At 69.1% G+C, this 25,040-nt stretch carries 11 protein-coding genes and 1 riboswitch; of the genes, 6 read left to right on the top strand and 5 right to left on the bottom strand.

What is annotated here, in order from left to right:
- Positions 1 to 124 precede the first annotated feature (124 nt).
- Together AB0I81_RS43700 and AB0I81_RS43695 are read right to left on the bottom strand one after the other, a co-directional pair.
- On the bottom strand, positions 125 to 880 hold the full coding sequence (locus AB0I81_RS43700; RefSeq protein WP_360670534.1) for a nitrilase-related carbon-nitrogen hydrolase: 756 nt from the start codon (positions 878 to 880) through the stop codon (positions 125 to 127).
- Between the two features lie 7 nt (positions 881 to 887).
- Positions 888 to 1,484 (bottom strand): TetR/AcrR family transcriptional regulator, encoded by a 597-nt coding sequence (locus AB0I81_RS43695; protein ID WP_360670531.1) that lies wholly within the window; start codon positions 1,482 to 1,484, stop codon positions 888 to 890.
- 90 nt (positions 1,485 to 1,574) lie between these two features.
- Here AB0I81_RS43695 and AB0I81_RS43690 point away from each other — a divergent pair, with 90 nt between their 5' ends.
- Together AB0I81_RS43690 and AB0I81_RS43685 are read left to right on the top strand one after the other, a co-directional pair.
- Positions 1,575 to 2,681, top strand: a complete 1,107-nt coding sequence (locus tag AB0I81_RS43690) for an NAD(P)/FAD-dependent oxidoreductase (RefSeq protein WP_360670528.1) — start codon at positions 1,575 to 1,577, stop codon at positions 2,679 to 2,681.
- Positions 2,682 to 2,787: 106 nt separating this feature from the next.
- A complete protein-coding gene (locus tag AB0I81_RS43685) occupies positions 2,788 to 3,777 on the top strand; it encodes an NUDIX domain-containing protein (RefSeq protein WP_360670525.1) in 990 nt (329 codons plus the stop codon).
- A 7-nt stretch (positions 3,778 to 3,784) separates the two neighbouring features.
- Here AB0I81_RS43685 and AB0I81_RS43680 read toward each other — a convergent pair whose 3' ends face one another.
- The gene (locus AB0I81_RS43680; RefSeq protein WP_360670522.1) at positions 3,785 to 4,573 is read right to left on the bottom strand and encodes an alpha/beta hydrolase; all 789 of its coding nucleotides are present in this window, start codon (positions 4,571 to 4,573) and stop codon (positions 3,785 to 3,787) included.
- A gap of 117 nt (positions 4,574 to 4,690) precedes the next feature.
- Positions 4,691 to 4,789: riboswitch (ZMP/ZTP riboswitch) on the top strand.
- 32 nt (positions 4,790 to 4,821) lie between these two features.
- Between AB0I81_RS43680 and AB0I81_RS43675 the strand changes: the two genes are divergently transcribed.
- Positions 4,822 to 6,270: a glycine hydroxymethyltransferase gene (locus tag AB0I81_RS43675; RefSeq protein ID WP_360670520.1), complete on the top strand. Its 1,449-nt coding sequence runs from the start codon at positions 4,822 to 4,824 to the stop codon at positions 6,268 to 6,270.
- A 113-nt stretch (positions 6,271 to 6,383) separates the two neighbouring features.
- Here AB0I81_RS43675 and AB0I81_RS43670 read toward each other — a convergent pair whose 3' ends face one another.
- Both AB0I81_RS43670 and AB0I81_RS43665 read right to left on the bottom strand, forming a co-directional pair.
- Positions 6,384 to 7,751, bottom strand: a complete 1,368-nt coding sequence (locus AB0I81_RS43670) for a hypothetical protein (protein ID WP_360670517.1) — start codon at positions 7,749 to 7,751, stop codon at positions 6,384 to 6,386.
- Positions 7,748 to 9,214: a hypothetical protein gene (locus tag AB0I81_RS43665; RefSeq protein WP_360670514.1), complete on the bottom strand. Its 1,467-nt coding sequence runs from the start codon at positions 9,212 to 9,214 to the stop codon at positions 7,748 to 7,750. Before AB0I81_RS43665 ends, AB0I81_RS43670 begins: the two co-directional genes overlap by 4 nt.
- A 210-nt stretch (positions 9,215 to 9,424) precedes the next feature.
- Between AB0I81_RS43665 and AB0I81_RS43660 the strand changes: the two genes are divergently transcribed.
- The 3 genes from AB0I81_RS43660 (at position 9,425) to AB0I81_RS43650 (ending at position 24,801) form a co-directional block, all read left to right on the top strand.
- Complete coding sequence (locus AB0I81_RS43660) at positions 9,425 to 22,420, top strand: hemopexin repeat-containing protein (protein WP_360670511.1); 12,996 nt, start codon at positions 9,425 to 9,427, stop codon at positions 22,418 to 22,420.
- Positions 22,421 to 22,617: 197 nt separating this feature from the next.
- Positions 22,618 to 23,328, top strand: a complete 711-nt coding sequence (locus tag AB0I81_RS43655; protein ID WP_360670508.1) for a sulfotransferase family protein — start codon at positions 22,618 to 22,620, stop codon at positions 23,326 to 23,328.
- A 225-nt stretch (positions 23,329 to 23,553) separates the two neighbouring features.
- Positions 23,554 to 24,801, top strand: coding sequence for a PHB depolymerase family esterase (locus tag AB0I81_RS43650; protein ID WP_360670505.1), 1,248 nt, complete (start codon positions 23,554 to 23,556; stop codon positions 24,799 to 24,801).
- The last annotated feature ends 239 nt before the right edge of the window (positions 24,802 to 25,040 follow it).

Here is a 25,040-nt window from a genome sequence, read left to right as displayed (position 1 = left end):
ACTTGTTCTGTACGGACCGCGCCCCCTTCGAGTCGGGCAACGTATCCAGTAGACGGGCTAGGGTCTTTCGAGGTCGTAGGTGACGTCGGCCACGCGAACCGTCTGGACCAGCGGATCCTCGAATTTACAGGTGGGACAGGTCGCGTCGCTGGTCGAGGTACCAGTTGCCGATCTGGTCCAGGTCGATGGTGCTGCGCAGGATCTCGACGGCGGTGGAGGAGGTCTCGGCCAGGACTTCGCCCCGAGGAGAGATGATCATGCTCGGGCAGTGTTGCAGGGGCTCCGCGACGTTGCAGGCCAGGACGAACCGCTGGTTCTCGGCCGCTCGGCTGATCAGGTGGCTGCGCCATACTCCGGCGGCTTCGGCGGGGTTGGCCGCATGAGTGAGGTAGACCAGCACCTCGGCGCCGGCGTCCACCAGGTGCCGCCACTGTTCCGGAAAGCGGAGCTCGCGGCAGATCTGTACGCCCACGGTGACCGTCCCCAGGCTCACCGGCGCCAACTGATCCCCGGCTCGCAGGCGGCCACGTTCGCCCATCGCGAGGTTGATCTTGCGGTAGTGCCATCGTTCCCCGTGGGGACCGAAGTACAGTGCGGCGTTCCACCACGCATCCTGGTCCCGGATCAGCGACCCGCAGAACACGTGCACGCCGCGCCGCTCGGCGAGCTCGGCCACGGCGTCGGCCGCCCGGGTCACCGTCTCGGCACGTGCGGCATCGTCGAGCGGCGAAAGGTCGTCCCCGTATCCGGACAACATTCCCTCGGGCAGGAGGATCAGGTCACCGGCCCGTGACTGGCCGATGGCCTCGCGGACGTACCGCAGGTTCTGCTCGATGTCCCATGAGACCGGGACCTGCGCGACCACCACCGCCTGCTTCACCGGAACATCACGTCCCCGGCGCCGGCCGGTGGGGGGGTTGCCAGCCGTTGGCCAGGATCTCGAAGATCTCCTCGATCGCGGAGCGGTGGTCGCGCCGCCCCTGGGCGAGGGCGGGGGCGTCCAGGACGAACCGGGCCAGCGCGGCGCAGGCCAGGTTGTCGTGCTCCACGCCGAACTCCCCGGCGATGGCCGCGGCGAGCGTGCCGGCGTGCCGCACCCACATGCGTTCCGCGTACGCGCGCAGCGCCGGGGTGGAGTCCACCAGCCGGTTGAACTCGACGCGCTGCGGGTGCTGCGCGACGGGCAGCCAGGTCCGCAGCACGTGCTCCTTCAGGGCGTCGAGTACGCCGCCTCCGGCGGGCCGCTCGCGTACCGCCGCGACCAGGCCGGCGTCCATGCTCTCCTCCTGGTCGAAGACGAGCGCCTCCTTGCCGCTGAAGTGCTTGAAGACGGTGGTGACGGAGACGTCGGCCGCCTCGGCGACGTCCCGGATGCTCACGTGGTCGTATCCGCGCTCCAGGAAGAGGCGAAGGGCGGCATCGGCGATCGCCTGCCGGGTGGCGGCCTTCTTGCGTTCGCGGCGACCCATCGTGGGCTCGGACATGACGCCATCCTAGCCGATCACCACATCCTTACTCTAATGCAATCTATAACTAAGTTGACAGATTACACTTTTTTACGCACTCTGCTTCGTATGAAAGAAGCCTCAGTGCCCCCTTCCCACGCCCGCATCAGCATCGTCGGCGCCGGCCCCGGCGGTCTGACCTGTGCCCGGATCCTGCAGCGGCACGGCATCCCGGTCACGGTCTATGACCGCGAGAGCGGCCCCGACGCCCGCGACCAGGGCGGTTCCCTGGACCTGCACGCCGACAACGGCCAGATCGCCCTGCGCGCGGCCGGTCTGCTGGAGGAGTTCTTCCGGCTGGCCCGCCCCGAAGGCCAGGAGATGCGGAAGCTGGACCTGACCGGCAAGCTCACCGCGCACCTGGTCCCGGAGCCCGGCGACAGGTTCAAGCCGGAGATCGACCGCGGAAAGCTGCGCGAACTCCTGCTCGGCTCCCTGGCCCCCGGCACGGTGCGGTGGGGATGTGCGCTGGACGGGGTCGGCGGGCCCGCCGACGGGCCGCGCCGCCTGCACTTCGCCGACGGCTCGACCGTTGAGACCGACCTGGTGATAGGCGCCGACGGCGCCTTCTCCCGGGTACGCCCGGCCGTCTCGGACGCCGCCCCTCAGTACAGTGGCGTGAGCTTCCTGGAGGCGTGGTTCGACGACGTCGACAACCGCCATCCCGGGATCGCGGAGCTGGTCGGCCCGGGCGGCGCCCATGCCGCCGACGGCCTGCGCGCCATGTTCGCCCAGCGCAACGGCGGTGACCACATCCGCGTCTACCTGATCCAGCGCGTACCGGCCGGCTGGATCCGGGCCGGCGGCCTGTCACCTGACGACACCCGCGCTCTGCTTCTGGAGCGTTACGGCCACTGGGCACCCGGCCTGCTCGCGATGATCACCGACAACGACGGGCCCTACGTGGACCGGCCGATCTTCGCCCTGCCCGTCCCGCACTCCTGGGCGCACAACCCCACGGTGACCCTGCTCGGGGATGCCGCCCACCTCATGCCGCCGCTCGGGGTCGGCGTCAACCTCGCGATGCTCGACGCCGCCGACCTCGCCGCCGCCGTCGCCGGGGCCGACACCATCGACGACGCGGTACGCCGCTACGAGAAGACGATGTTGCCCCGGTCGATCGACATGGCGCGTCACCTCGAAGGCGCGGCCGAGCATCTGCTCTCCGACCGGTGAGACGGCCTTCAGCCAAAGTTGTTCGGCCGGCCCGACGATGATCCCCTCGGGGCCGCGGACGTAGCAGAGCCGGTAGCTGTCCCAGCCGCCGGGTAGGGTCGCCCTTGTGCCCGAGCCGATCATGAGACCCACCGCCCGCATCCTTCTCATCGACGACCAGGACCGGATCCTGCTCTTCCTGGGTCAGGGACCGCTCAAGAACCCCGAGCCGGCCTGGTTCACTCCGGGCGGCGGCGTTCACCGCGGCGAGGATCTGGCGGTCGCGGCCGCCCGTGAGCTCCGTGAAGAGACCGGTTTGAAGGTTGAGCCGGAGGAAGTCGGTCCGGTGGTCGCCGTGAGTGAGGGCTACTGGGTGCACTCCAATGACGCCCTTTATTACGGCACCGACCATTATTTCCTGCTCCGCGTTCCGGCGGTCACGGTGGACACCTCTGCGATGGAGGAGCTCGAACGTTCGCTTCTGGACACATACCGGTGGTGGACGGTTGAGGAGTTGCGGGACACGAGCGAGAAGCTGATCCCGCGTAATCTGCCCGATCTGCTTGAGCCGCTGCTCAAGGGCGAGATCCCGGCTGAGCCGCACGTCATCGGCTGGCATCATCCCGCGCCGGTTCTCACCGCGGCCTCCCGGGTGATCGTCCTCGACGATGAGGACCGGATTCTTCTCTACCGCGCACGACGGTCGGCCAAGAACGGCGGGATGGCCTGGTACACGCCAGGGGGCCGCCTCGAAGCCGGTGAGACGCCCGAGGCCGCCGCGGCGAGGGAGTTGCGTGAGGAGATCGGTTACCGGGTCGAGCCGGCCGCGCTCGGTACGGCCGTCGCGCTCCACGCCGGAGTCTGGGTCCGCCACGACGACGTGGTGATGCGCTCCGAGCACCACTTCTTCGTGCACCGCGTCCCCGGCCTGGAGATCGACACCTCGGGGATGGAAGAAGAAGAACGGTCGCGGCTCGACTGCTTCCGCTGGTGGACCCTGGACGAGTTGCGGGCCACCACGGAACAGGTCCTCCCCGTCCGCCTCCCCAGCCTGGTCGAAGGTGTGCTCGCCGGTGACCTCCCCGCCGAACCGCTCCTGATCGCCTGGGACCGGTAGGCCGCCGTCAATCCTTTCCGAGAAACTCCGCCACGTCGTGGGCGAAGCGCGGATGGGAGAACGTGCCGAGGTGACTCGTGGCCGGATAGATCACCAGCCGCGCGTCCGGCAGCAGCTTCGCCGTCTCCCTGAACAACTCCACCGAGTAGGCCAGGTCGAGCTCACCCCCGACGATCAGCGTGGCGGCCGAGATGCCGGCGAGCCGGTCGCGTACGTCGAAGGAGTCCTCGGCCTGCGCGAAGTGCAGCATGTCCAGCGGATTCGACGGGCGCATCAGGGGGTCGGAGAGCCACATGAACGGCCGGATCAGCGCCCTGGACAGCGCGGTCCTGCCGACCACGGGCGCCTGGTGGTGCGCGCCGCGCCGCCCCGCCGCCACCGCCTCGGTGTAACGGCGCTGCACGTCGCGGGTGAGGGGCGTCAGCGTGTACGCGGCCCCGGCCACCACCAGCCGCCGGACCACCTCCGGATGGTCGGCGGCCAGCTGCAACGCCAGCGACCCGCCGGACGACATGCCCAGCACGTCCACGGGCTCGCCGAAGCGCTCGGCCAGGGCTTCGGCGTGCCGGCCGGCGATGTCGGCCATGGTCGTTCCCGCGGGCATGTCAGGTGCCCGGTTGACGGCGTACACCTCGAAATGCCGCCCGAGCGGGCCCATCACCTTGCTCTCCATCCTGAGCGCCATTCCGGTGGGGTTGGCGTGCTCGGCGGCGAACCACCGCAGCACCACCAGCGGCCTGCCCTCGCCCACCGTGTAGAACGGCATGCCGTGCTTGAGCGTCCCCTCTGTCATCATCGGCCTCCTGTGCGCGTCAATACTGTGACAACGATCGGCGACGGCGCAGGACACCGGTGCCGGACACCGGTGCCGGACCTTTGTTGCCTATCCGCAGCCGTTGACCCTGTATGTTGATCGGCAGGCCGTTACTGGCGTGCTGGGATGGAGCCAACCATCGGGGAGCGGCCTCTGGACCTGGGTCCAGGTCAAGTGCCGTGCGCCTGGGCCGTACCGTGAACGCTGCACCCGACGCCCGGAGGTCCCCCGTGACAACAGAATCCCGCTCCACCGAATCCACCGCGTTCCGCGCCGCGCTCGACGTGATCCGCGCCGTCGAGCCGCGCGTGGCCGACGCCATCGGACAGGAGGTCACCGATCAGCGTGAGATGCTCAAGCTGATCGCCTCCGAGAACTACGCCTCGCCGGCCACCCTGCTGGCCATGGGCAACTGGTTCAGCGACAAGTACGCCGAGGGCACCGTCGGCCGCCGCTTCTACGCCGGCTGCCGCAACGTCGACACCGTCGAGTCCCTGGCCGCCGAGCACGCCAGGGAACTGTTCGGCGCCCGGCACGCCTACGTACAGCCGCATTCCGGCATCGACGCCAACCTGGTCGCCTTCTGGGCCGTGCTCGCCCAGCGGGTGGAGGCTCCGGCGCTGGAGAAGGCCGGTGTCCGGCAGGTCAACAACCTCTCCGATGCCGACTGGGCGGAACTGCGCCAGGCGTTCGGCAACCAGCGCATGCTCGGCATGTCCCTGGACGCCGGCGGCCACCTCACCCACGGCTTCCGTCCGAACATCTCCGGCAAGATGTTCGACCAGCGCTCCTACGGCACCGACCCGGCCACCGGCCTGATCGACTACGACGCCCTGCGCGCCTCCGCCCGCGAGTTCAAGCCGCTGATCATCGTCGGCGGCTACTCCGCCTACCCGCGTCTGGTGAACTTCCGGATCATGCGGGAGATCGCCGACGAGGTCGGCGCCACGCTCATGGTCGACATGGCCCACTTCGCCGGTCTCGTCGCCGGCAAGGTCCTGACCGGCGACTTCGACCCCGTCCCGCACGCCCAGATCGTCACCACGACCACCCACAAGTCGCTGCGCGGCCCGCGCGGCGGCATGGTCCTGTGCGACGACTCCCTCAAGGACCAGGTGGACCGCGGCTGCCCGATGGTGCTCGGCGGCCCGCTCGCGCACGTCATGGCCGCCAAGGCCGTCGCCCTGGCCGAGGCCCGCCAGCCCTCCTTCCAGGACTACGCCCAGCGCATCGTCGACAACTCGCGCGCACTCGCCGAGGGCCTGATGCGCCGCGGCGCGACCCTGGTGACCGGCGGCACCGACAACCACCTGTGCCTGATCGACGTCGCCTCCTCCTACGGCCTCACCGGCCGCCAGGCCGAGGCCGCGCTGCTCGACTCCGGCATCGTCACCAACCGCAACGCCATCCCCGCCGACGCCAACGGCGCCTGGTACACCTCCGGCATCCGCATCGGCACCCCCGCCCTGACCACCCGTGGCCTGGGCACCGCCGAGATGGACGAGGTGGCCGCGCTCATCGACCGCGTGCTGACCACCACCGAGTCCGGCACCGGCGGCGACGGCGCACCGTCCAAGGCCCAGTACGTCCTCGACCCGAAGATCGCGACTGAGATCTCCCGCCGCGCCACCGACCTCGTGGCCGGGTTCCCGCTGTACCCGCAGGTCGACCTGGGCTGACTTTTCTGACGGCGAAAAGCCCGCTCACCTCGGCCCGGCCGGACTTCGATCACCGGCCGGGCCGAGGGAACCCGCTGCCGCGCGCGCATGAAACTCCGGCGCCGCCGTTCTCCTCACTTCTTGCCCTTCGGCTTCTTCAGGGGATCGCCCTTCCTGCCGCTTCCCGTGGACGTTGTCTTGGTCGTCTTCTCGGTCTGCTTCTTGACCGGCTTCTTCTTGGGCGGGGGCAGAGGCGACATGACATACGTGTGCGGGCTGTTGTACGCGGCCGTGACGTATTTGGTGAAGTAGGGCCCGATGTCCTCCGGCACCTCGATGCCGGTGATGGCCTCGACGTTCTCCTCGATCGACGCGGTGGAGGTGGTGGTGGTCTTACTGGCGCTGCTCGCGTAACTGTCCTTCCACTGCTGGATGTACGTGGCCGAGTGCTTGGTCGTCACGGCGTTGGCCAGGCGTTCTCTCCTTGAGGCGCCGACGACCCGCGCGTAGCTGAGATCCATGAGCTCGTCCGTCGCGAACAGCACGTCCCTGGAACCGTTCTCCGTATTCAATATCGTGCGGCAATCCAGGCTGTTCATCACCTTTTTCCACAACTCATCGGAGAGCTCCTCGGACACGGCTTCCAGCAGCTCTTTCCCGAGTGTGTAGGTGGCGCAGTCAACGAGGCCCTTCGCGGCCTGGGCCTCGATCTGGTACAGCCCCCGGCGCTGGCTGGCGTTGCAGAGCTCGAAGAGGACGTTCCTGAGGTACTGCCAGTAGCCTCCGTGTTCCGGGTACAGGACGAGAAGGCTGTCCTTGTCGCTGTTCTGCGCCAGGTCGATCGTGTGCAGGAGGCTGTTGTAAAAGGCCTTGGGCCACGTCGGGTCGTCACCGTGCTCCAAGTCCGTGAATCCGACGCGATCGATCACCACGATGCCCGCGGTGTCCGGCACCTTCTCCAGCCTGGTGAGCACTTCGTCGGGGTACTGGTCCTCCTTAGCGAGTTTGCGATGATTGGTGACGGTATTGGTCCAGTGCGGGGGCTTGAGCGCGCAGACTTTTTTCAGCAGAGCCTGGAAAAGGGGGACCGTGCGAATCTTCGTCAGCGCCTGGTAGAGGTAGTCGAGCCGGAGTTCGTCCGACGGCTGGGCCGCGAAGGTCAGGAGCGCGATGTCGCGCCGGCCGTCAGCGGCGGTGATGATGATCGGGTTGTCCCCGCCCATCGACGACGGCGTCTTGAGGATCGGGGTCTTCTCGGTTTTCGTCGTCTTCTCGGTTTTCGTCTTCTTGGACGAGGTCATCGTGGCAGGGCTGCTGTTCTTGCGCTTGAGCAGGTTCTTCTCCGTGCTCGGCGGTGCGCCGGTGGGCTTCTTCGGCTTCTCCGTCTTCTCCTTGTCACTCTTGACGGTATCCTTGCGCTTCAGGCGCTTTAACGTCTTGGGCTTGTCCTCCTGTGGCTTGGACAACTCTTCAAGTAGCAATTCATCGGATGACATGCTCATTTTTTGGTCTTCCTGTTGGACTTGCGGCCGGCGCCCTTGGTGCTCTTCTTTTTCTTCTGCTTCCGGGTGGACCCGTAGGTGTCGTCGTCCTTCGTCTCCGGGTCGTACGACTGAGGGTCGGAGAAAGCTGCCTGGACGTAGTTCGTCATCAATTTAAGCTCCCCCTTCTGTACGTTGATCCCGGTGAGCTCGGCGACCCGCCCCGCGACGTCGACATCCAGCTGGCCATCGCCTTCGGTCCAGGCGATGAGCCGGTTGTAGGCGTCCTCGTCGTGCGCCTTGTATTTGTCCGCGTAATTGTCCTTCCAGGACTCGATGTAGATGGCCGAGTGCTTCACCAGGATGTTGTTCTCCAGCCGTTTCGCACGGCTGGTGCTGATGTTCTTGAAACGCATGCGCTTGATTTCGTTGGTCGCTTTGAGCGGCTTCGACTTGCCGCCCTTCTCGTCGATGACGGTCAGGCAGTTCGGATCGCGCACCACTTCCACCCAGAGCTGGTCGAAACGGTCCTCGCTGTCGGCCTCCAGCGATTCGCAGGCGAGCGTGTAGCTGAGGCAGTCGAGCGTTCCCGCGGCCGCGGCATTGTCGATCGCCGCCGCCTTCGTACGGTTGCCCGCGTTGCAGAGCTCGAACAAGGTGTTCTTGAAGTACTGCCAGTAACCACCGCCCTCCGTAGCGGGAACGGGCAGGTCGCCGGCGATGTTCTCCCCGAGGTCGACCATGTGCAGCAGGGAGTTGTAGGTGGCCTGCGGGTAGGGCTGCCCGCTCTCGTCCTCCACCTCGATGCCTTCGAAGTCCGACCGGTCGAGCACCACGACGCCCACGTTGTCGGGCACGTTGCCGAGCCTGGTGAGCACCTCGTCGGGGAACTGCTGGTCCGGGGGCAGCGTCCGGTGATCGGCGACCGTCGTGGCCCAGGGACCGGGTTTCTGCACGGCCACGTCGTTCACCAGGTCGGCGAAGAGGTCGTTGTTGCGGATCTTCGACAGCACCTGGTAGAGGTAGTCGCCCTCGAGTTTGCCCTGGGACTGGGCGTCGTGCGTCAGAAGCGCGATGTCGGGCCGCGCCGCCGGGCCGGTGATGATGATCGGATCGGCCCCGCCCACCCGCGGGCCCTTCTCCTCGTCGATGTCGATAGGAATATCAACGTCATCGACCGGCATTTCCGTTTCGGTCGTATCTTGAACGATCGGCACTTCCGTTTCCGGATCGTCCGAACGTGATTTCTTGACCGGCCGCTTTGTCGGCCTGCCCGTGTTCCGCTTACGCTTGGAGGTGCTGACCGGCGCCTTGGGCTCGTCCTCCTCGGAGGTCGAGGTAGGAATGATCTTTTTCTTCCTCTCCTTCGGTCCGGTGTCCTCGCTCAGGAGGCGGAAGGTGCGGGTGCTCGTCCTTTTCCGGGAGGATCTCCTGAGCTTCTGACCGCCCTCGGTACCCGTCTCTTCGGTCGAAAGATCGCTCATCGGCCTGCCTTTCTGGTGGTGCACGCGAGCGCACGCCAGTGGACGCTATGTGAGCGCGACAGAGCGGTCAATGAGCCGATGATGATTGCCAACGGGGTCCGCTTTTGTCACCTTTTCGTCCTATGGCCCTCCCCCAGCGGGATAAGGGAGCATGAGGCGGCCCGATTCGGGGGGCTTGACTCGGGGACTGTTTGAGGGGGGACCTGTCGCGTGCGCAGCAATTCCTGGATGCCCAGCCACGAACGGCTTTTCGGTGAACTCGATCTACGTGAGGGCGAGGAGGGCAGGTCGGTTTATTCACCGGCCGCCTACCTGACCGATCTGCTCAAACTGCTGCATGATTCGTTCGGCGACTCCTCGATCCTGGGGCGCAGGCCCGACCTGGCGCGGATCCCGCTCGACACCGAGAACACCTTCACGCTCACGCCGTACCTCGACATCGTCATCAAGGTGCTCGAAGGGCTCATCGAGGGGAAGCCGTACGAGGAGCTCAGGAAGATCAAGCATCCGTTCGCGCTGCCGTTCTCGCTGGCGCACGCCAGGACGGTCACCTACCTGCGCCATCTCGGCGTCGATCCGGTCGAGTACGCCCGGTTGTTCGCCGCGCGGGCCGACCGCGACAGGATCGCGCGCGAGTGCCTAGGGCTGTCGCCCGACGACGTCGAGGTCGTCACCACCGTGCGCGACACCGACGCGGGCGTCGCCCTGATGTACGGCAGGCCGCCCGCCGAGCTGGCCGACGTCGAGGCGTTCCGCGCCGCCACCTCGATGACCGGCGCCGAGCTGCGCGAGCTGCTCTACCAGGACCCGCTCCTGGAGCGCTCCCCCGCGACGTTCTTCGTGCACGCGGGCGGCCCCGTCGTACGGGTGGACGACGACGATCGCACGCTGGTCACCGAAACCAAGGTCCCGATCCCGCCGTCCTGGTACGACCGGGCCTGCCGGTTCGTCCGGCTGGCGCGCCGCACCGGCCTGTCCTTCACCGACCTGGACCTGCTCCTGACCTCGTGCTGCGGCGGCAAGCTCGACGTCGCCGCGTTACGCCCGCTCGCGGCCGCCGTCCACCTGCACCGTGAGCACGGCCTGCCGTTCGCCGTGATCGCGGCGCTGACCTCCCGCGCGCTTCCGCTGACCGTGGACGACGTGCCGCCACCAGCGGGCGACCTGCTCGCGCCGCAGAACCGCGACTACCGCCTGCACCTGTCGCTCGCCCTGGACCTGGCCGAAGCCGACCTCGTCGAGATCGTGCGCCGCTACCGTGCCCGTTACGACGGCCCGCTGGAGGAGAGCCCCTTCGACCGCGGCATCGGCCTGCCGGCGCTGTCGGTGCTGCACCGCGCGGGCCTGCTGCTGACGGCGCTCGGCCTCTCGGTGGCGGAGCTGTTCTCGCTGCTGAGTGCGCTGGAGGCGGATCCGGCACTGCGCCGCTACACGACCTTCCCCGTGCTCCCGGTGCTGGAGCCGGGCACCGGCGACTGCCATCACATCCTGGCCGGCGAGGACCCGCTCGCGAGCCTGTGGCTGGCGCAGACGCTGGTCGCCGTGAACGCCTGGACGCACGAGTCCGGCTTCGGCATCGAGGAGCTGGCCCGCATCCTGGGCGAACCGGCCACGCCCGAGCCGGAGGAGGAGCTGCTCGCCCTGCTCGAAGGGCTGCGCGACCGGTTCGCTGGCGTCGCCCTGTCGCCGGAAGCGCTGGCGTCGGACCGATTCGACGAGCGCGGCGCCCAGGTCGTCCACGACGTGCTCGCCGCCTACGACGACGGCGTCGTCTCGCCGCGTGACTCCCGGCTGCTGCGGCCCGACCCCGAGACCGTCGCCGCCGCCGCGTACCGTGCGGTGAGTGAGCTCGGGGTGCTGGCCGTCGAGGACTTCCTCGGCCTCGGCCTGGACGGCCCGGTGGCCGAGAAGATCTTCACCAACCTGGTGCTCACCGGCGTGCTCGACGCCGACGGCCTCCTCATCACCGAGCCGCCGGCCGACGCCGGTGAGCTGGCCCTGGCGGGCGACTACGACGAGCTGTCACCGGAGCTGTTCGAGGCGATCGCGGGCGCGCAGGACGCCTTCTACCCCACCGACCTGGCCGAGCTGTTCCCCGACCGGTCCTGGGCGGAACAGGCCGAGCTGTATGACAACCTGCTCTACAACGGCTGGATCGACGAGGAAGGCCAGCTGCTCAGCCCGGACTTCTTCGCCGACCCCGCCAACGCCGAGCTGTTCACGGCCTCGGCCGACCTCGCGGAGGTGACGGAGGGCGTACTGGAGGCCCTGCGCGACCGCGTGGAGTCGTTCCGCACGGCCAAGATCACCTTTGACCCCGGTGCCTTCACCGAGCTGTCGGAAGCCCAGCTCACCGCGCTCATCGACGGCCTGCGTTTCAACGGCGTGCTCGGCCCCGATGACATCTACGCCGATCATGTCGGCGCCCTCACGGCGCAGGACGTCGGCCTGCCGCTGGAGTTGTACCCGATGCGCCGGGCGATCCTGGACACGATCCGCGACCAGATCGAGACCGTCAAGATCGGGCTGTACACCTTCACGCCCGACGACTTCGTCCCCATCGCCGACGAGGCGATGGCCGGGCGGGTGCTCGACCGGCTCGACGGCGACGTCATCGAGGACGGCCGGGTGCGGGAGGAGGCGCGCGAGCTGTTCACCGACCCGGAGAGCGAGCTGGACCTCGGCGACGGCTTCACCGAGGGCGACAGCGAGCTGGTACGTGAGCGGATCGCCGCGATCCTGGAGGCGCAGCTGCCGTACCGGCTCGACCCGGCGGCACTGACCGACCTCGGCTTCACCGACGAGGAACGCGCGCAACTGGTGGCGATGCTCATCGCCGACGGGCACCTCGACGACACGCTCGGCGTGCCGGAGGAGCGGGTACGGCACTTCGCCACGGTCACCAACGCCCTGCACTTCACGCTGCCCGGCCTGGAGGACTACGCGAAGGACATCTTCTTCGTCCTGCATGGGATCGCCAAGGAGAGCGCCGCCGCCGTCGCCGAGATCACCGGCCGGGTGGCGGAGCTGGCCGCGGCCCAGCACGAGGCGGTCATGGAGGTGCTTCAGGACGGCTTCGGCGTGCCGGCCGAGGTCGTCGAGGTGCTCTGCGCGGCGGTCGCGCCCGACGCGCTCGACCTGCTGCTCCTGCCCGCGCTCGGCGGCCGGCCAGCGGCGGAGCTGGCCGACCCGCACGTACGGCGCGTGTACCGGCGCGTCAGGCGCTTCGCCCGGCTGGCCGCCAAGCTCGGCCTGGACGCCATCGGAGTGGCGCTCGCCTTCCGCGACCAGGACCTGGCGGGCAAGTTCCCCGAGCCGCTGGCGCTGCCGCCCGGCCTGACGGGCTTCGACGCGCTGCTGACCGGCTGGGACGGCAAGATCTACCTCTTCCACGGCTCCTCCTACTGGGTGTACTCGGCCGCCACGTACGCGCTGGAGAACCCGCGCGGCAAGTCGCTGAACGAACTGTCGCCCAACCTCGCGGGGCTGGCCGCGATCGACGCGGCGTTCGTGCAGCCCGACGGCACCGAGTGGATCGTGGGCAGGGGCGCGGGCGGGGTGTCGCAGGCGTTCACCCGGGTCCGCGGCGGCACCAGGTGGGGCGCGAAGGCGCAGGTCTGGGGCAAGGTCAGGAACCTCTTCGCCGACCCGGCCGCGCGCATCGGCGGCGCGTTCGTCGACGCGGACGGCCGCACGTACCTGTTCGGCGGCGACCAGTACGTGCGCTATTCGAGCGGCGACTACACCGTCGCCGACGAGGGTTACCCGCGCGCCATCAGCGAGTGGTGGCAGGGCGAGGGCCGCGACACCCCGCTGCCCGAGGCGTTCGGCAGGAACGTGGACGCCGCCTTCCACGGCCGCGACGGCCGTACGCACGTCTTCAGCGGGGAGCGCTGGTTCGACGGCACGACCGAGCGCCCGCTGGCCGGGCACTGGGGCGCGGCGCGCAACACCTTCGACGGCGCCGAGCGGATCGACGCCGCCTACGCCGACGGGGAGGGTTTCCTGCTGTTCGCCGGCGACCAGGTGGTGCGCTGCACCGACAGCCCGGAGAACGCCGGCGCGTGCGTCGCCGACGGCTATCCGCGCAGGATCGAGACGTGGCGGCCCGGCGTTCCCGCCGGGTTCGAGAGCTCGATCGAGGCCGCCTTCCAGGACGGCGCGGGAGTCGTGCACCTGTTCAGGGACGGCAGGACGGTCGCGCTCGGCGCCACGGGCGCGGGTCCGGTCAGGCAGACGGCGCAGGAGTGGGGCCGGCTGGCGCCCGTCCTGCCCAGCGGCACGGTGGACGCCGCGTTCGTCGGCCGCGACGGCATGACCTACCTCTTCAGCGGCGAGCGTTACCTGCGTTACTCCACGGCCGACTACTCGGTCGCCGACCTGGGTTACCCGCGTGCCGTGGCGGGCGACTGGGGCGGGCTGGACCGCGTGGACGCCGCGTTCGTGCTGGACGGCGCCACCCACCTGTTCGGCCCCGTCGGGCAGATCCTCGACCTGCCCGCCGACTACGAGGCCGAGCTGGCGCAGGGGCGGCTGTCGCCCGCGCTGCGCCGCCGCCTGCACGAGCACGGCGTCATCGTGCCCGACGACGCGCGGGTCACGGGCACCTCGCCGACGTGGCAGGTCACCGCGGAGCGCTCACTCGTGCTGACGATCCGCAGGGCGGGCGAGCGGATCGAGGTGTCCGGCGACGACACCGTCTTCCACGTGCGCTACTCGACCAGGAACTACACCGTCCCCGACGCCGGCTATCCCAGGCCGCTGGCCGACAACTGGTGGAACCTGCCGGTGACGCTGGCCGCCGACCCCGGCTTCGCCCGCATCGACGCGGTGCTCACCGGCCGCGACAACCGCACGTATCTGTTCTCCGGCGAGCGCTTCGTCGTCTTCGACGCCCGGCACCGCTGGTGGTCCGAGCCGTACCGGCTGGACGAACACTGGGACAGCCTGCTCCCGTTCGACCACGTGGACGCGGCGTTCGTCGGCAAGGACGGCAGGACGTACGTCTTCAGCGACGACCAATATGTCCGTTACTCCACCGGCGACTACACGCGCGTGGACGACCGTTTCCCCGCGACGGTCAGCGCCTACTGGGGCAACGTCGCCAACACCATCGCGCGTACCGGCAGGGTGGACGCGACCCTGGTGATGGACGCCGTCGAACTCGTGGACGGGGCGGAGGTCAAGCGCGTCTACACCTACCTGTTCTCCGGCGACCAGTACGTCCGCTACGCCGATCACGACTACCGGGTCGTGCAGGACGGCTACCCGCGGCCGATCTCCGCGCTGCGCACCGAGCCGAGGATGGCGGCGCTCACCGTGCCCCTGGACGGGGTGGACGCGGCCTTCGCCGACCGGCGCAACGTCTACCTGATGCGCGGCGGGCAGTGGCACGTCGTCTCCGACACCCTGTACCGCGCCTACGACGATCTGGACCTGGCGAACCTGTCGTGCGCCTTCATCGAGAACGGCGCCGTCCTGGTCGAGCGGGGCGGCCACTGGACGCGACGCGCGGCGCTGGAGGGGCCGCCCGGCGCGACGCCGGTCCGCCCGCTGACGTTGCGCACGGTGCCCGACGACTACCGCTCGGGCCTGGACGCCGTCCTCACCGGCGCCGACGGCAGGACGTACCTGTTCAAGGGCCCCAACTGCTACGACACCGCGGTCAACCACGAACACCCGATCGCGCGGGAGTGGGGCCGGCCGCGCAACCTGATCTACCAGGACAGCGCGGTGGACGCGGCCTTCACCGGCAGGGACGGCAGGACGTACCTGTTCCGCGGCGACCAGTTCGTCATCTACTCGGGCACGCTGGAGACGATCCAGGGTGAGCCCCTGCCGATCAGCGCGCACTGGGGCGGCCTGACCAGCGTCACGCTCGCCTACTTCAGGAACGGCGTCACCCACCTGTTCGAGCACCCCGATGCCACGGGCACGATGCGGCACCTCGTCTACACCGGCGAGTACGGCCCCTACACCGAGCCCGACCCCGGCTATCCGGCGCTGACCGACGAGACGTTCTGGAAGGCGCCCGAGGGTTTCCCCGTGCCGGCCGCCGTGTTGTTCGAGGGCGACACGATGTTGCTGCTCAACGGCGAGCGCTGCGTGCAGTTCAGCGAGGAGAGCGGCCAGTGGTCGCAACCGCGGCCGATCGAGCGGGTCTGGCGCGGCTTCGGCCAGGGCCTGGAGAGCGGCGACCGGCTGCGCGCCGCGTTCACCGCCGCCGACGGCGCGACCTACTTCTTCTTCACCGAGCGGTACGCCCGCTACGCCGGCCGCGCGTTCGAGCCGTCCGCGCCGATCCGCGACAGGTGGGGCCGGTCGGTCAACCCGTTCGTGCCCGACGACGGCACCGCCGCGGTGGACGCCGCGATCGTCTTCGGCGACGACACGACGTACCTGTTCTCCGGCACGCAGTACGTCAGGTATACCGGCGCCGCCTACCGCTGGGCCGACCCGGGCTATCCCAAGCCGATCGCGGTCAACCTGCGGGCCGAGCCGGCCTTCGCGGGGCTGGCGGAGACGTTCGAGGACGCCGTGGCGGCGCGCGGGACGGGCCGGGTGGTGGACGCGGCGGTGGCCAACGGCCGCTCCGCCTACCTGGTGGTCGGCGGTGTCCTGCACGTCGTGTCGCGGAAGCTGACGGCCACGTACGAGCTCGCCACGCTCGGCCGGGTGCGCAACGCGATCGTGGACGGCAAGAAGGTCGACGCCGCGTTCGTCACCGGCCCGCACACCTACCTGTTCTCCGGCGATCAGTACGTGCGCTACTCGGGCGCGGACTACCGGCGGATCGACGAGGGGTATCCGCGCTCGATCGCGGCCTCGCTCCCCGCCGAGCTGGGCATCGCCGCGCTGCCCGAGGCGTTCGAGCACGGGCTCGACGCGGCCTTCCGCACCCTCGACGGCCGGCTCTACCTGTTCAAGGGAGCGGACTTCCTGCACGGCGGCGCCAGGAGCCAGGTGAGCGGCCGGTGGGGCGCGATCCGCAACGAGTTCGCGGCGGGCGGCGCGATCGACGCGGCGTTCGTCGCACCGGGCAGCGGCGAGTTGTACGTCTTCCGGGCCGACCAGTACCTGCGCTACCGCCCCGGCGTGCCCGACCTGGTCGAGGAGGGCTACCCGCGGACGATCAAGGATGACTGGGGCGACCTGCCGGTGACCTTCGAGCCGGGCATCGACGGCGCGTTCGTGCTGCGGGGCCGTACCTATCTGACCAAGGGCGAGCAGTACGTCCGCTACACGGGCCGCTACGACACGATCGACCGCACCTTCCCGCAGGCGTTCGGGCACCGCTGGTCGGACGCCGCCGACTACCGGCTCACCGACGTGCACACCATCGCCCGCTTCGCCGAGCTGGCGCGGGTGCGGCCCGGCCTGGTCGAGTTGCTCGGCGAGGGCGCCGCGGAGCCGTACGAGCGGCTGGCCGAGCTGTTCTCCTGGGACGTGGAGGAGCTGCGCTGGATCAAGCGCAACGCCGGGCTGATCACCGAGTTCCCCGCCGAGGAGGAGCGGTTCGAGATCGAGTTCGTGATCGAGCTCGTCCGGCTGTTCGCCGTGGCCGCCAGGATCGGCGTCGGCCCGTCGCAGCTCTACACGCGGGCGTGGACCAGGGACGATCCGAACGACGCGCTCGCGCTCATGCTGGAGCGCAGGCACGGCCCCGAGGAGTGGAAGACCCTCTCGAAGATCGTCCAGGGCGAGCTCAACGTGCTCAGACGCGACGCGCTCGTGCCGGCCGTGCTCCACCTGCACCCGGACATCGCCGACGTGCGCGCGCTGTACGAGCGCATGCTGATCGACGTGGAGATGGGCGCGCAGGGCAACAGCTCGCCGGTGCGCGAGGCCATCGCGGCCACCCAGCTCTACGTCCACCGCTACCTGCTCGACCTGGAGCAGACCGACGCGGACGGGGAGGTGCGCCGGCAGATCAGGACCTGGTGGTCGTGGCTGAAGGACTACCGGATCTGGGAGGCCAACAGGAAGGTCTTCCTCTATCCGGAGAACTACATCAGGCCCGAACTGCGCGACACCAAGACCCCGGCCTTCCGCGAGCTGGAGAGCGACCTGCTCCAGGGCGAGATCACCGAGGACAGCGTGCAGCGCGCCTACAAGCGCTACCTCGACGAGTACACCGAGGTGTCCAGGCTGGCGATCGCCGGCGCCTACGTCTACACCGAGGACGGCGCCGAGGCGGGCGCCCGGCGGCTGGTGTTGTTCGGCCGCACCAGGACCGAGCCGCGCCGCCACTACTACCGCTCCGCCGAGTTCCGCGACGGCGACAAGCTCTCCGCGACCTGGGAGCCGTGGATCAAGGTCGACGTGCAGATCGACGCCGACCACGTCGATCCGGTGCACGCCTTCGGCCGCGTCTTCGTCTTCTGGACCGTGGTGGAGGCCGTGACTCCGGACGGCTCGGGCAGCACCACGATCGTCACCAGCAAGGAGGGCTCCACCCAGAACGTCTCCGCGCCGCCGCCCAAGCACCGGGTCCGCATCTACTACTCCTTCTACAACCTCAACAAGGAGTGGGTGCCCGCCCAGCAACTCCCGCCGGGTCCCCCGGAGGACGGGCCGATCAGCGGTGTGCGCCTGTTCGTCCAGGCTTCGGCCACGTTGCCGGACGGCGACCAGGGGCGGCACGACTCCATCGTGGTGTCGTGCTCGTACGAGGTGCCCGCTCCGGAGGACAAGACGAAGACCGTCTCCACGGCGTACGCGCTCACCCCCGAGTTGTACGCGGTGCCCGTGGAGACGGCGGCGGAGCGGCCGAGGGCCGTCGAGCTGTCGAAGATCTTCGCCGAGCCGGTGGACGAGACGGGCATGGTCCGCTTCAACAGCCCCGCCGACTCCCTGGACGGCCCCTGGTTCAGCCTGGACCACAAGGGTGGCAGCTTCCTGTGCCGGCCGATCGCGGCCGACGCGGGCGACGACCCGCAGGTGCTCGACCTGCCGGGCACGGCGCACGGCCTGCCCGGCATGGCGCGCGTCAACGCGGGCTTCGAGCTGGACGACGGCCCGGCCTTCTACTTCGACGGCGTCGGCAAGCAGTTCACCGAGGTGACCACGGGAACGCCGCGCAGCACCGCGACCACGATCGCCACCGAGTGGGGAAACGTCGGCAACTCGCTGACCAGGACGGGCGTCGTGGACGCGGTGCTGGTCAGGGGCCGGCTCACCTACGTGTTCTCCGGTACGCAGTACTACTGCTTTCGCAACAAGCCCTTCGGCGCGCTCGAACCGGGTTACCCCCGGCTCATCTCGGCCAACAACGACGGCTTCCCGCAGTGGGAGCGGCTGGACGGCGCGTTCACCGCGCCCGACGGCACGGAGTACTTCTTCTCCGGCAAGCTCCGCCACGTCGTCCCGTCCGCGTCGACGAACAGGTCGGGCAGGCACGACCACGACGACCAGTGGGAGCCGCCGGACGACGCCCGGTTCGTCGTGCAGCGGCAGGGCGCCCTGTTCGCCTTCTCCGGCACGAGGTACTGGTCCTACTCCGACGGCGTGCATCTCGACCGGAACTATCCCAAGTCGTTGTCAACCAACGAGGACACGCTGCCCCGGTGGGCGGAGATGGGCGCGGCGTTCTCCTACGGGGAGACCCAGTACTACTTCGACAACGACCAGCACGTCTACGTCCTGCACACCTCGAAGGACATCTCGGGCAACCAGAGCACCCACGCCCTCGGCAAGGTCCCGACGGAGATCAACACGACCGGGATGGTGCACGCGGCCTACGTCTCCGGCGACCACCTGTACCTGGTCAGCGGCACGGAGTACGTCCGCTACACCATTCCCGGCGAGGGGCCCATCCCGGCCTTCGTCGACGATGACTACCCCAAGAAGCTGCGCCACCCCGTCCAGGCCGTCTTCCGCCGCGACGACCACCACTACGTCTTCGGCGACGGCAAGTACGCCGTCATGGAGGCCACCCTGGAGCTCGACTCCCTGACCGCCGAGTCCTTCCACGACCTGGCGGGCAACTGGCACGGGCTGCCGCCGGGCTTCCCCGAGGGCTTCACCGGCGCCATGGACGCCGCCCGGCACCTGCTGCTGTTCTTCGGCAACCGGTACGTCGCCTATGCCAAGGACGCGGCCGTCCTCCGCCCGTACGAGTTCGCGGCCCGGCCGCACGAGATCATCAGGCTCACCTCCAGCACCGCCTTCGAGCTCAACCGGCGCCTGCTGGTCGGCGGCGTGCCCGCGCTGCTCGATCCGCGCGCCCAGGAGACCGACGAACTGCCCGCCTTCAGCCGGACCGACTCGGGGCCGGCCACGATCAAGGTGGGGTCCGCGGTCGAGGGCGTGCCCGCCAGCTCCCACCTGGACTTCCAGAGCGCCAACGGCCGCTACTACTGGGAGATCTTCTTCCACGCGCCCATGCTCATCGCGCAGGCGCTCAACGACGCCCAGCGCTTCGAGGACGCCAGACGCTGGTACGAGTACGTCTTCGACCCCTCGGAGCAGGACAGGTACTGGCGGTTCCTGCCGTTCCTGGCCATCGACGTCCGCGCCCTGGTCGCCGGCTGCCGGGCCGACCTCGACGCGCTCGGCCCCATCAGCGTCACGGAGACGCTTCTGGGCCACCTCACCGACGTCGAGGCGATGGCCCCGGCGTTCGAGCAGGCCCGCCCGCTCGAACCGGACGAGCTCACGCTGCTCGACGAGCTGGCCATGACCAGGCTGAAGCCCATCGACGAGGAGCTGGCCAAGCTGGCCTCGGGCGTCGCGCTGCGCGAGAAGGTCGCCATGCTGGCCAGGCTGCGCAGGCAGTACGACCTCATGGGCGACCATGGGGCGCTGCTCAAGGCGTACCAGGACGATCCGTTCGATCCGCACACGATCGCCGGGCTGCGGCCCTCGGCCTACCGGCGAACCGTCGTGATGGCCTACATCGACAACCTGCTCGACTGGGGCGACCTGCTCTTCCGGCAGTACACGATGGAGAGCGTCGACGAGGCGCGGATGCTCTACATCCTCGCCTACGACCTGCTCGGGCGGCGTCCCGAGGGCATCGGCACCCGTACGTTGCAGGCCGTCAAGACCTACGGCGAGCTGAGCTCTTCCAACGGGCAGAACCCGTCCGCCGCGAAGATCACGGCGGGCGGCCGGATGCTCGACGGGATGGGCGCCGTGCACGGCAGCGTCGCGCACTCCTACTTCTTCATCCCGGGCAACACCGTGCTCGGCGACTACTGGACGCGGGTCGAGGACCGGCTGCGCAAGATCAGGGCCTCGCTCGACATCATGGGCATCAGCCGCCCGCTGCCCCTGTTCGAGCCGCCCGCGGACGTGATGGCGCTGGTCAGGGGTGCCGCCGCGGGCGTGAGCGCGGGCGCGCTCGCCGGCGGCGCGGGCGCCGCGGTCCCGCACCACCGCTTCGCCTTCACCTTCCGCAAGGCGCAGGAGCTCGCCGACAAGGTGCGGCAGTTCGGCAACGACCTGGCCAGTGTGCTGGAACGGCGTGACGGCGAGGAGCTGTCGCTGCTGCGCGCCAGGCAGGAGAGCGAGATCCAGGTCATGACCCGCGCGATCAGGCAGGCGCAGGTCGAGGCCGCCACGGAGAGCCTGCGGGAGACGCAGGCCGCCCTGGAGAACGCCGGCGAGCGCGTCACCTACTACCAGGACCTGCTCGCCGCCGGGCTCACCGCGCACCAGCAGGGCCAGATCGAGATGATGACCCACGCCACCAACTCGCACTTCACGGCCGCCGGGCTCAAGATCGGCTCGGCTCTGGCGTACGCGGTGCCGCAGGTCTACATCGGCCCGTTCATCATGGGCAGCGAGTACGGCGGCAAGCACGTCGGCGAGGCGCTCGACAAGGGCTCCGAGATCTCCGAGTCGCTCGGCGAGGGCTTCAGCATGATGGGCGAGCTGTTCGGCATCCGCGCCGAGCAGGAACGCCAGGAGGGTGACTGGCGCCAGCAGCTCTCCCTCGCCAAGGCCGACGTCGTCCAGCTCGGCCACCGGGCCGCCGAGGCCGGGCACCAGGTCGCGATCGCGCGCCGCGAGCTGGAGATCACCGACAGGGAGATCGCCCATGCCGAGGCCGTCACGACCTTCCTCACCGGCAAATTCACCGACCTGGAGCTCTACCGGTGGATGGCGGGACGGCTGGGCGCGCTGTACTTCCAGACCTTCGACCTGGCCCACGAGAGCGCCAAGGCCGCCGAGCGGGCCTACCAGTACGAGCGCGGCGTCACCGACTCCTTCATCCAGCCGGTGTACTGGGACAGCCGGCGCGCGGGCCTGCTGGCGGGCGAGAGCCTCGGCCTCGATCTCGACCGGCTCGCCAGGGCCCACGCGGAGGGCGACGCCCGCGGCCTGGAGATCGTCAGGCGGGTGTCGCTGCTGGAGCTGGACCCGGTGGCGCTGCTCAAGCTCAAGACCGAGGGGCGGTGCGACTTCTCCTTCGCGGAGGCCCTGTTCGACCGGGACTTCCCCGGCCACTACCGGCGCACGATCAAGACGCTTTCGGTGACCTTCGAGAGCGAGGGCGAGCCGCTGGAGGTCAACGCCACACTCACCCAGCTCGGCCACAAGACGATCCTGTCGGCCGACCTCAAGGCCGTGCGTCATCTGATGGACGGCAAGGGCGAGCCGCCCGGCACCGTGCGCTTCGACTGGCGTCCCGGCCAGCAGATCGCGCTGTCGGACCTGGAGCAGGGCCGGGAGAACAACGGCCTGTTCGAGCTGCGGTTCGACGACGACAGGTATCTGCCGTTCGAGGGCACGGGCGCGGTGTCCACCTGGCGACTGGAGACCGGCGACCTGCCCGATGACTCCCTCTCCGACGTGACCATCGTCGTCAAGTACACCGCCCAGCAGGGCGGGGCGGCCTTCGCCAACGCCGTCAAGGGCATGCTCAAGCCGTACCAGACGGCCCGGTTCATCGACGTCGCCGCCGAGTTCCCCGATGAGTGGGAGGAGTTCGTCGGCGGTGAGGAGGGCGAGCTGACGCTGCCGATCACGACGGACATGCTCCCCCGCATCACCGGCAGCCAGATCACCGGCCTCTACGCGACGTACGCGCCGAACGACGGCGTCCGCCTTCTGATCGACGGCGACGAAGGGCTGGCGCTGGCCGACGGCAAGCCCCTGCGCACGCCGGGCCTGCGGGTCGGCCCGCTGACCCTGGTGGCGGACGGCGACCCCACCGCCCTGGACAACGTCGGCCTGGTCATCAGCTATCGCGCCCTGTGAGGTCGTCTATTCGCGCCGCGCCGGACCTCCGGCGCGGCGCTCTCTCAGCGGGGAGGTACACCTGTCACCTGGCGGCGCTTTGGGAATCGCAGATGTTGTCATCGCATGCCGGAATTGACGGTCATGGAGGGGATTGCCAGGTTCATGACACCCGATCATGATCAGGGCAGCAAGCCGACACCTCATGGAGGCACAACATGCTGACCGTGATCGGCGCGGGATTCCCGCGCACCGGTACGAGCTCGATGAAGGCGGCACTGGAACGGCTGGGGTTCGGCCCCTGCCACCATATGTTCGACGTCGGGTCCGACCCCGACCGCGCCCGGCGATGGGCGCCTCTGGCAGACGGCGACACGGTGCCGGACTGGGATCACGTGCTGGAGGGATTCCATTCCGCCGTCGACTGGCCGGCCTCGTTCTTCTGGCGCGAGCTTGCGGCCACGTACCCGGAGGCCAAGGTGGTCCTCACGGTGCGTGACCCGCATACCTGGTTCAAGAGCATGCGGACGCTCATCGCCAACGGCCCGGCGCGCTTACAGGCCGAGAAGGTAGCGCCGGAAATGGCCGGCCTGGTGGAGAACATGCAGACCACCCGTCCGCTGCTCGAACGCATGATCCGGGAGGGGTTGGGCAGCGACCGGCCCTTCGGCGAGGTCCCCGACGAGAAGGACTCCATCGCCGCGTTCGAGCGGCACACCGCCACGGTGAAGGAGAGCCTGCCGCCTGAGCGGCTGCTGGTCTTCGACGTGCGGGAGGGCTGGGAGCCGCTCTGCCGATTCCTGGGCGTGGCCGTCCCTGCCGGGGAACCGTTCCCGCACCTCAACGACAGCAAGATGATGCAACAGTCGATCGACAGGCTGATGCGAGGAGAGAACATCGGCCTCCCGTTCCACCCCACCACGGGCTGACCGAGCGCGGACACCACTGGCAGTTCGCGCGCCGGCCAACAGCCAGGCCCGTGTCCCCACCGCCGGCCCACGACACGCGGAGGCCGAGCGCGCGTACTGTCCTCCCACCGCACCGGCCGGCGCGCGACCCGCCGGCCCCAGAACCACGTCCTGCACCGCACGCAGCACCGGCTTGCCAACCGACCGCATCAGCCGTAGAGCACAGAGATGAGGAGGCTCACCCTCATGGTCATCAGTCGCCGCAACATCCTGACCACCGGCGCGGGCACCATCGCCGGCCTGACCCTGCCCCGCATCGCCCTCGCCGCCGCCGACGACGACCGCTCCCCCACCAGCGTGCGCTTCGTCCTCAACGCCGAGACCCTCGACGGCGGCGAGCAGATCGTCTCACTCACCCTCGACACCTCCCGGCTCGGCCCGATCGACCCATCCAGCCTCACCACCGGCACCTTCACCGTGCACGCCAAGGCCACCAGCCCCATCCCCCTCGCCCCCGGCGAACTGATCTTCAGCGAGTACGACCTCGACCGCCCGGTGACCACGGCACGCCTCGACCGCCGCGGCAACATCGTGCTCGACCTCAGCCACGCCGAGGGCCAACTCGGCGGCGGCACCCTCGGCTACATCCTGAGCCGCAGCCGCAACGTCCGACTCAACCTCACTTACACCCTCACCCAGAACACCCCGCTTCTCCTGCGGCGCGGCCGCCCAGTCACCATCACCCGATTCATCCAGGGCCGCCTCGCCAACCCCGAAGTGGACGCGTTCACCTACGGCGACTCCGGCTCCGCCCTGAAGTACCGCCTCTACTTACCCACCAAGCGGCACGGCCGCCGTCCGCTGATCGTCTGGTTACACGGCGGCGGCGAAGGCGCTTCCCTGCCGGACAACTACTACGACAACGAGACCACGCTGCGCGCCAACCGCGGCGCCCTCGGCTTCGCCACCCCTCAGGCGCAACAGATCTTCTCCGGCGCGTACGTCGTCGCCCCGCAGAGCACCTCCGCCTGGATGCAGGACGGCCCACGCTTCGCCCCCCTCATCCACCAGATCATCCACGACCTCATCCGCAAACACCCCATCGACACGAACCGCATCTATGTGGCGGGCTGCAGCAACGGCGGCTACATGAGCCTGAAGATGACCACGGCCTACCCCACCCTCTTCGCCGCCTCCGTACCCATCTGCGGAGTCGTAGCCGGCACCCCACCCCTGATCCCCGACCCCGAACTGGCAACGATCAGCACCCCCACCTGGCTGATCACCTCCCTGGACGACACCACCGTCAACCCCCAGGCCAACACCATCCACGCCCACAGCATCATCCCGGGCGCCGAAATGACCCTCTACGACAACGTCACCTGGAACGGCCACCAGTTCAACGGCCACTGGTCCTGGATCTACGCAGCCCACAACGACCCAAGCATCAGAGGCACCCACCTCTGGCAATGGATGTCCCACCAACACCGCTGACCCACACAGCCACCACGGCCTTCTGAAGATCGGTGATTACCGGCGCAGCATACACACGGCCGCCCGCTACTGCCTGATCCGAACTGGCCACGGCTGGCGGCCGGGTCGCGGCCGATCCATCCAGCCGTGTACGGAATGAGCGACAAGCGAAAGGATCAGCCCGCGCCGATCACCGTGCCCCACACGACCACACAAAGCGATCGGCAAGCGACTACTCGGGCTGTGCTTCCCAACCCCGG

It is taken from the genome of Nonomuraea sp. NPDC050404 (assembly GCF_040655495.1).
In the GTDB taxonomy this organism is placed as follows: domain Bacteria; phylum Actinomycetota; class Actinomycetes; order Streptosporangiales; family Streptosporangiaceae; genus Nonomuraea.
The sequence above is the reverse complement of the archived record's forward strand: the minus strand, read 5'-3'. Positions and strand labels throughout refer to the sequence as shown.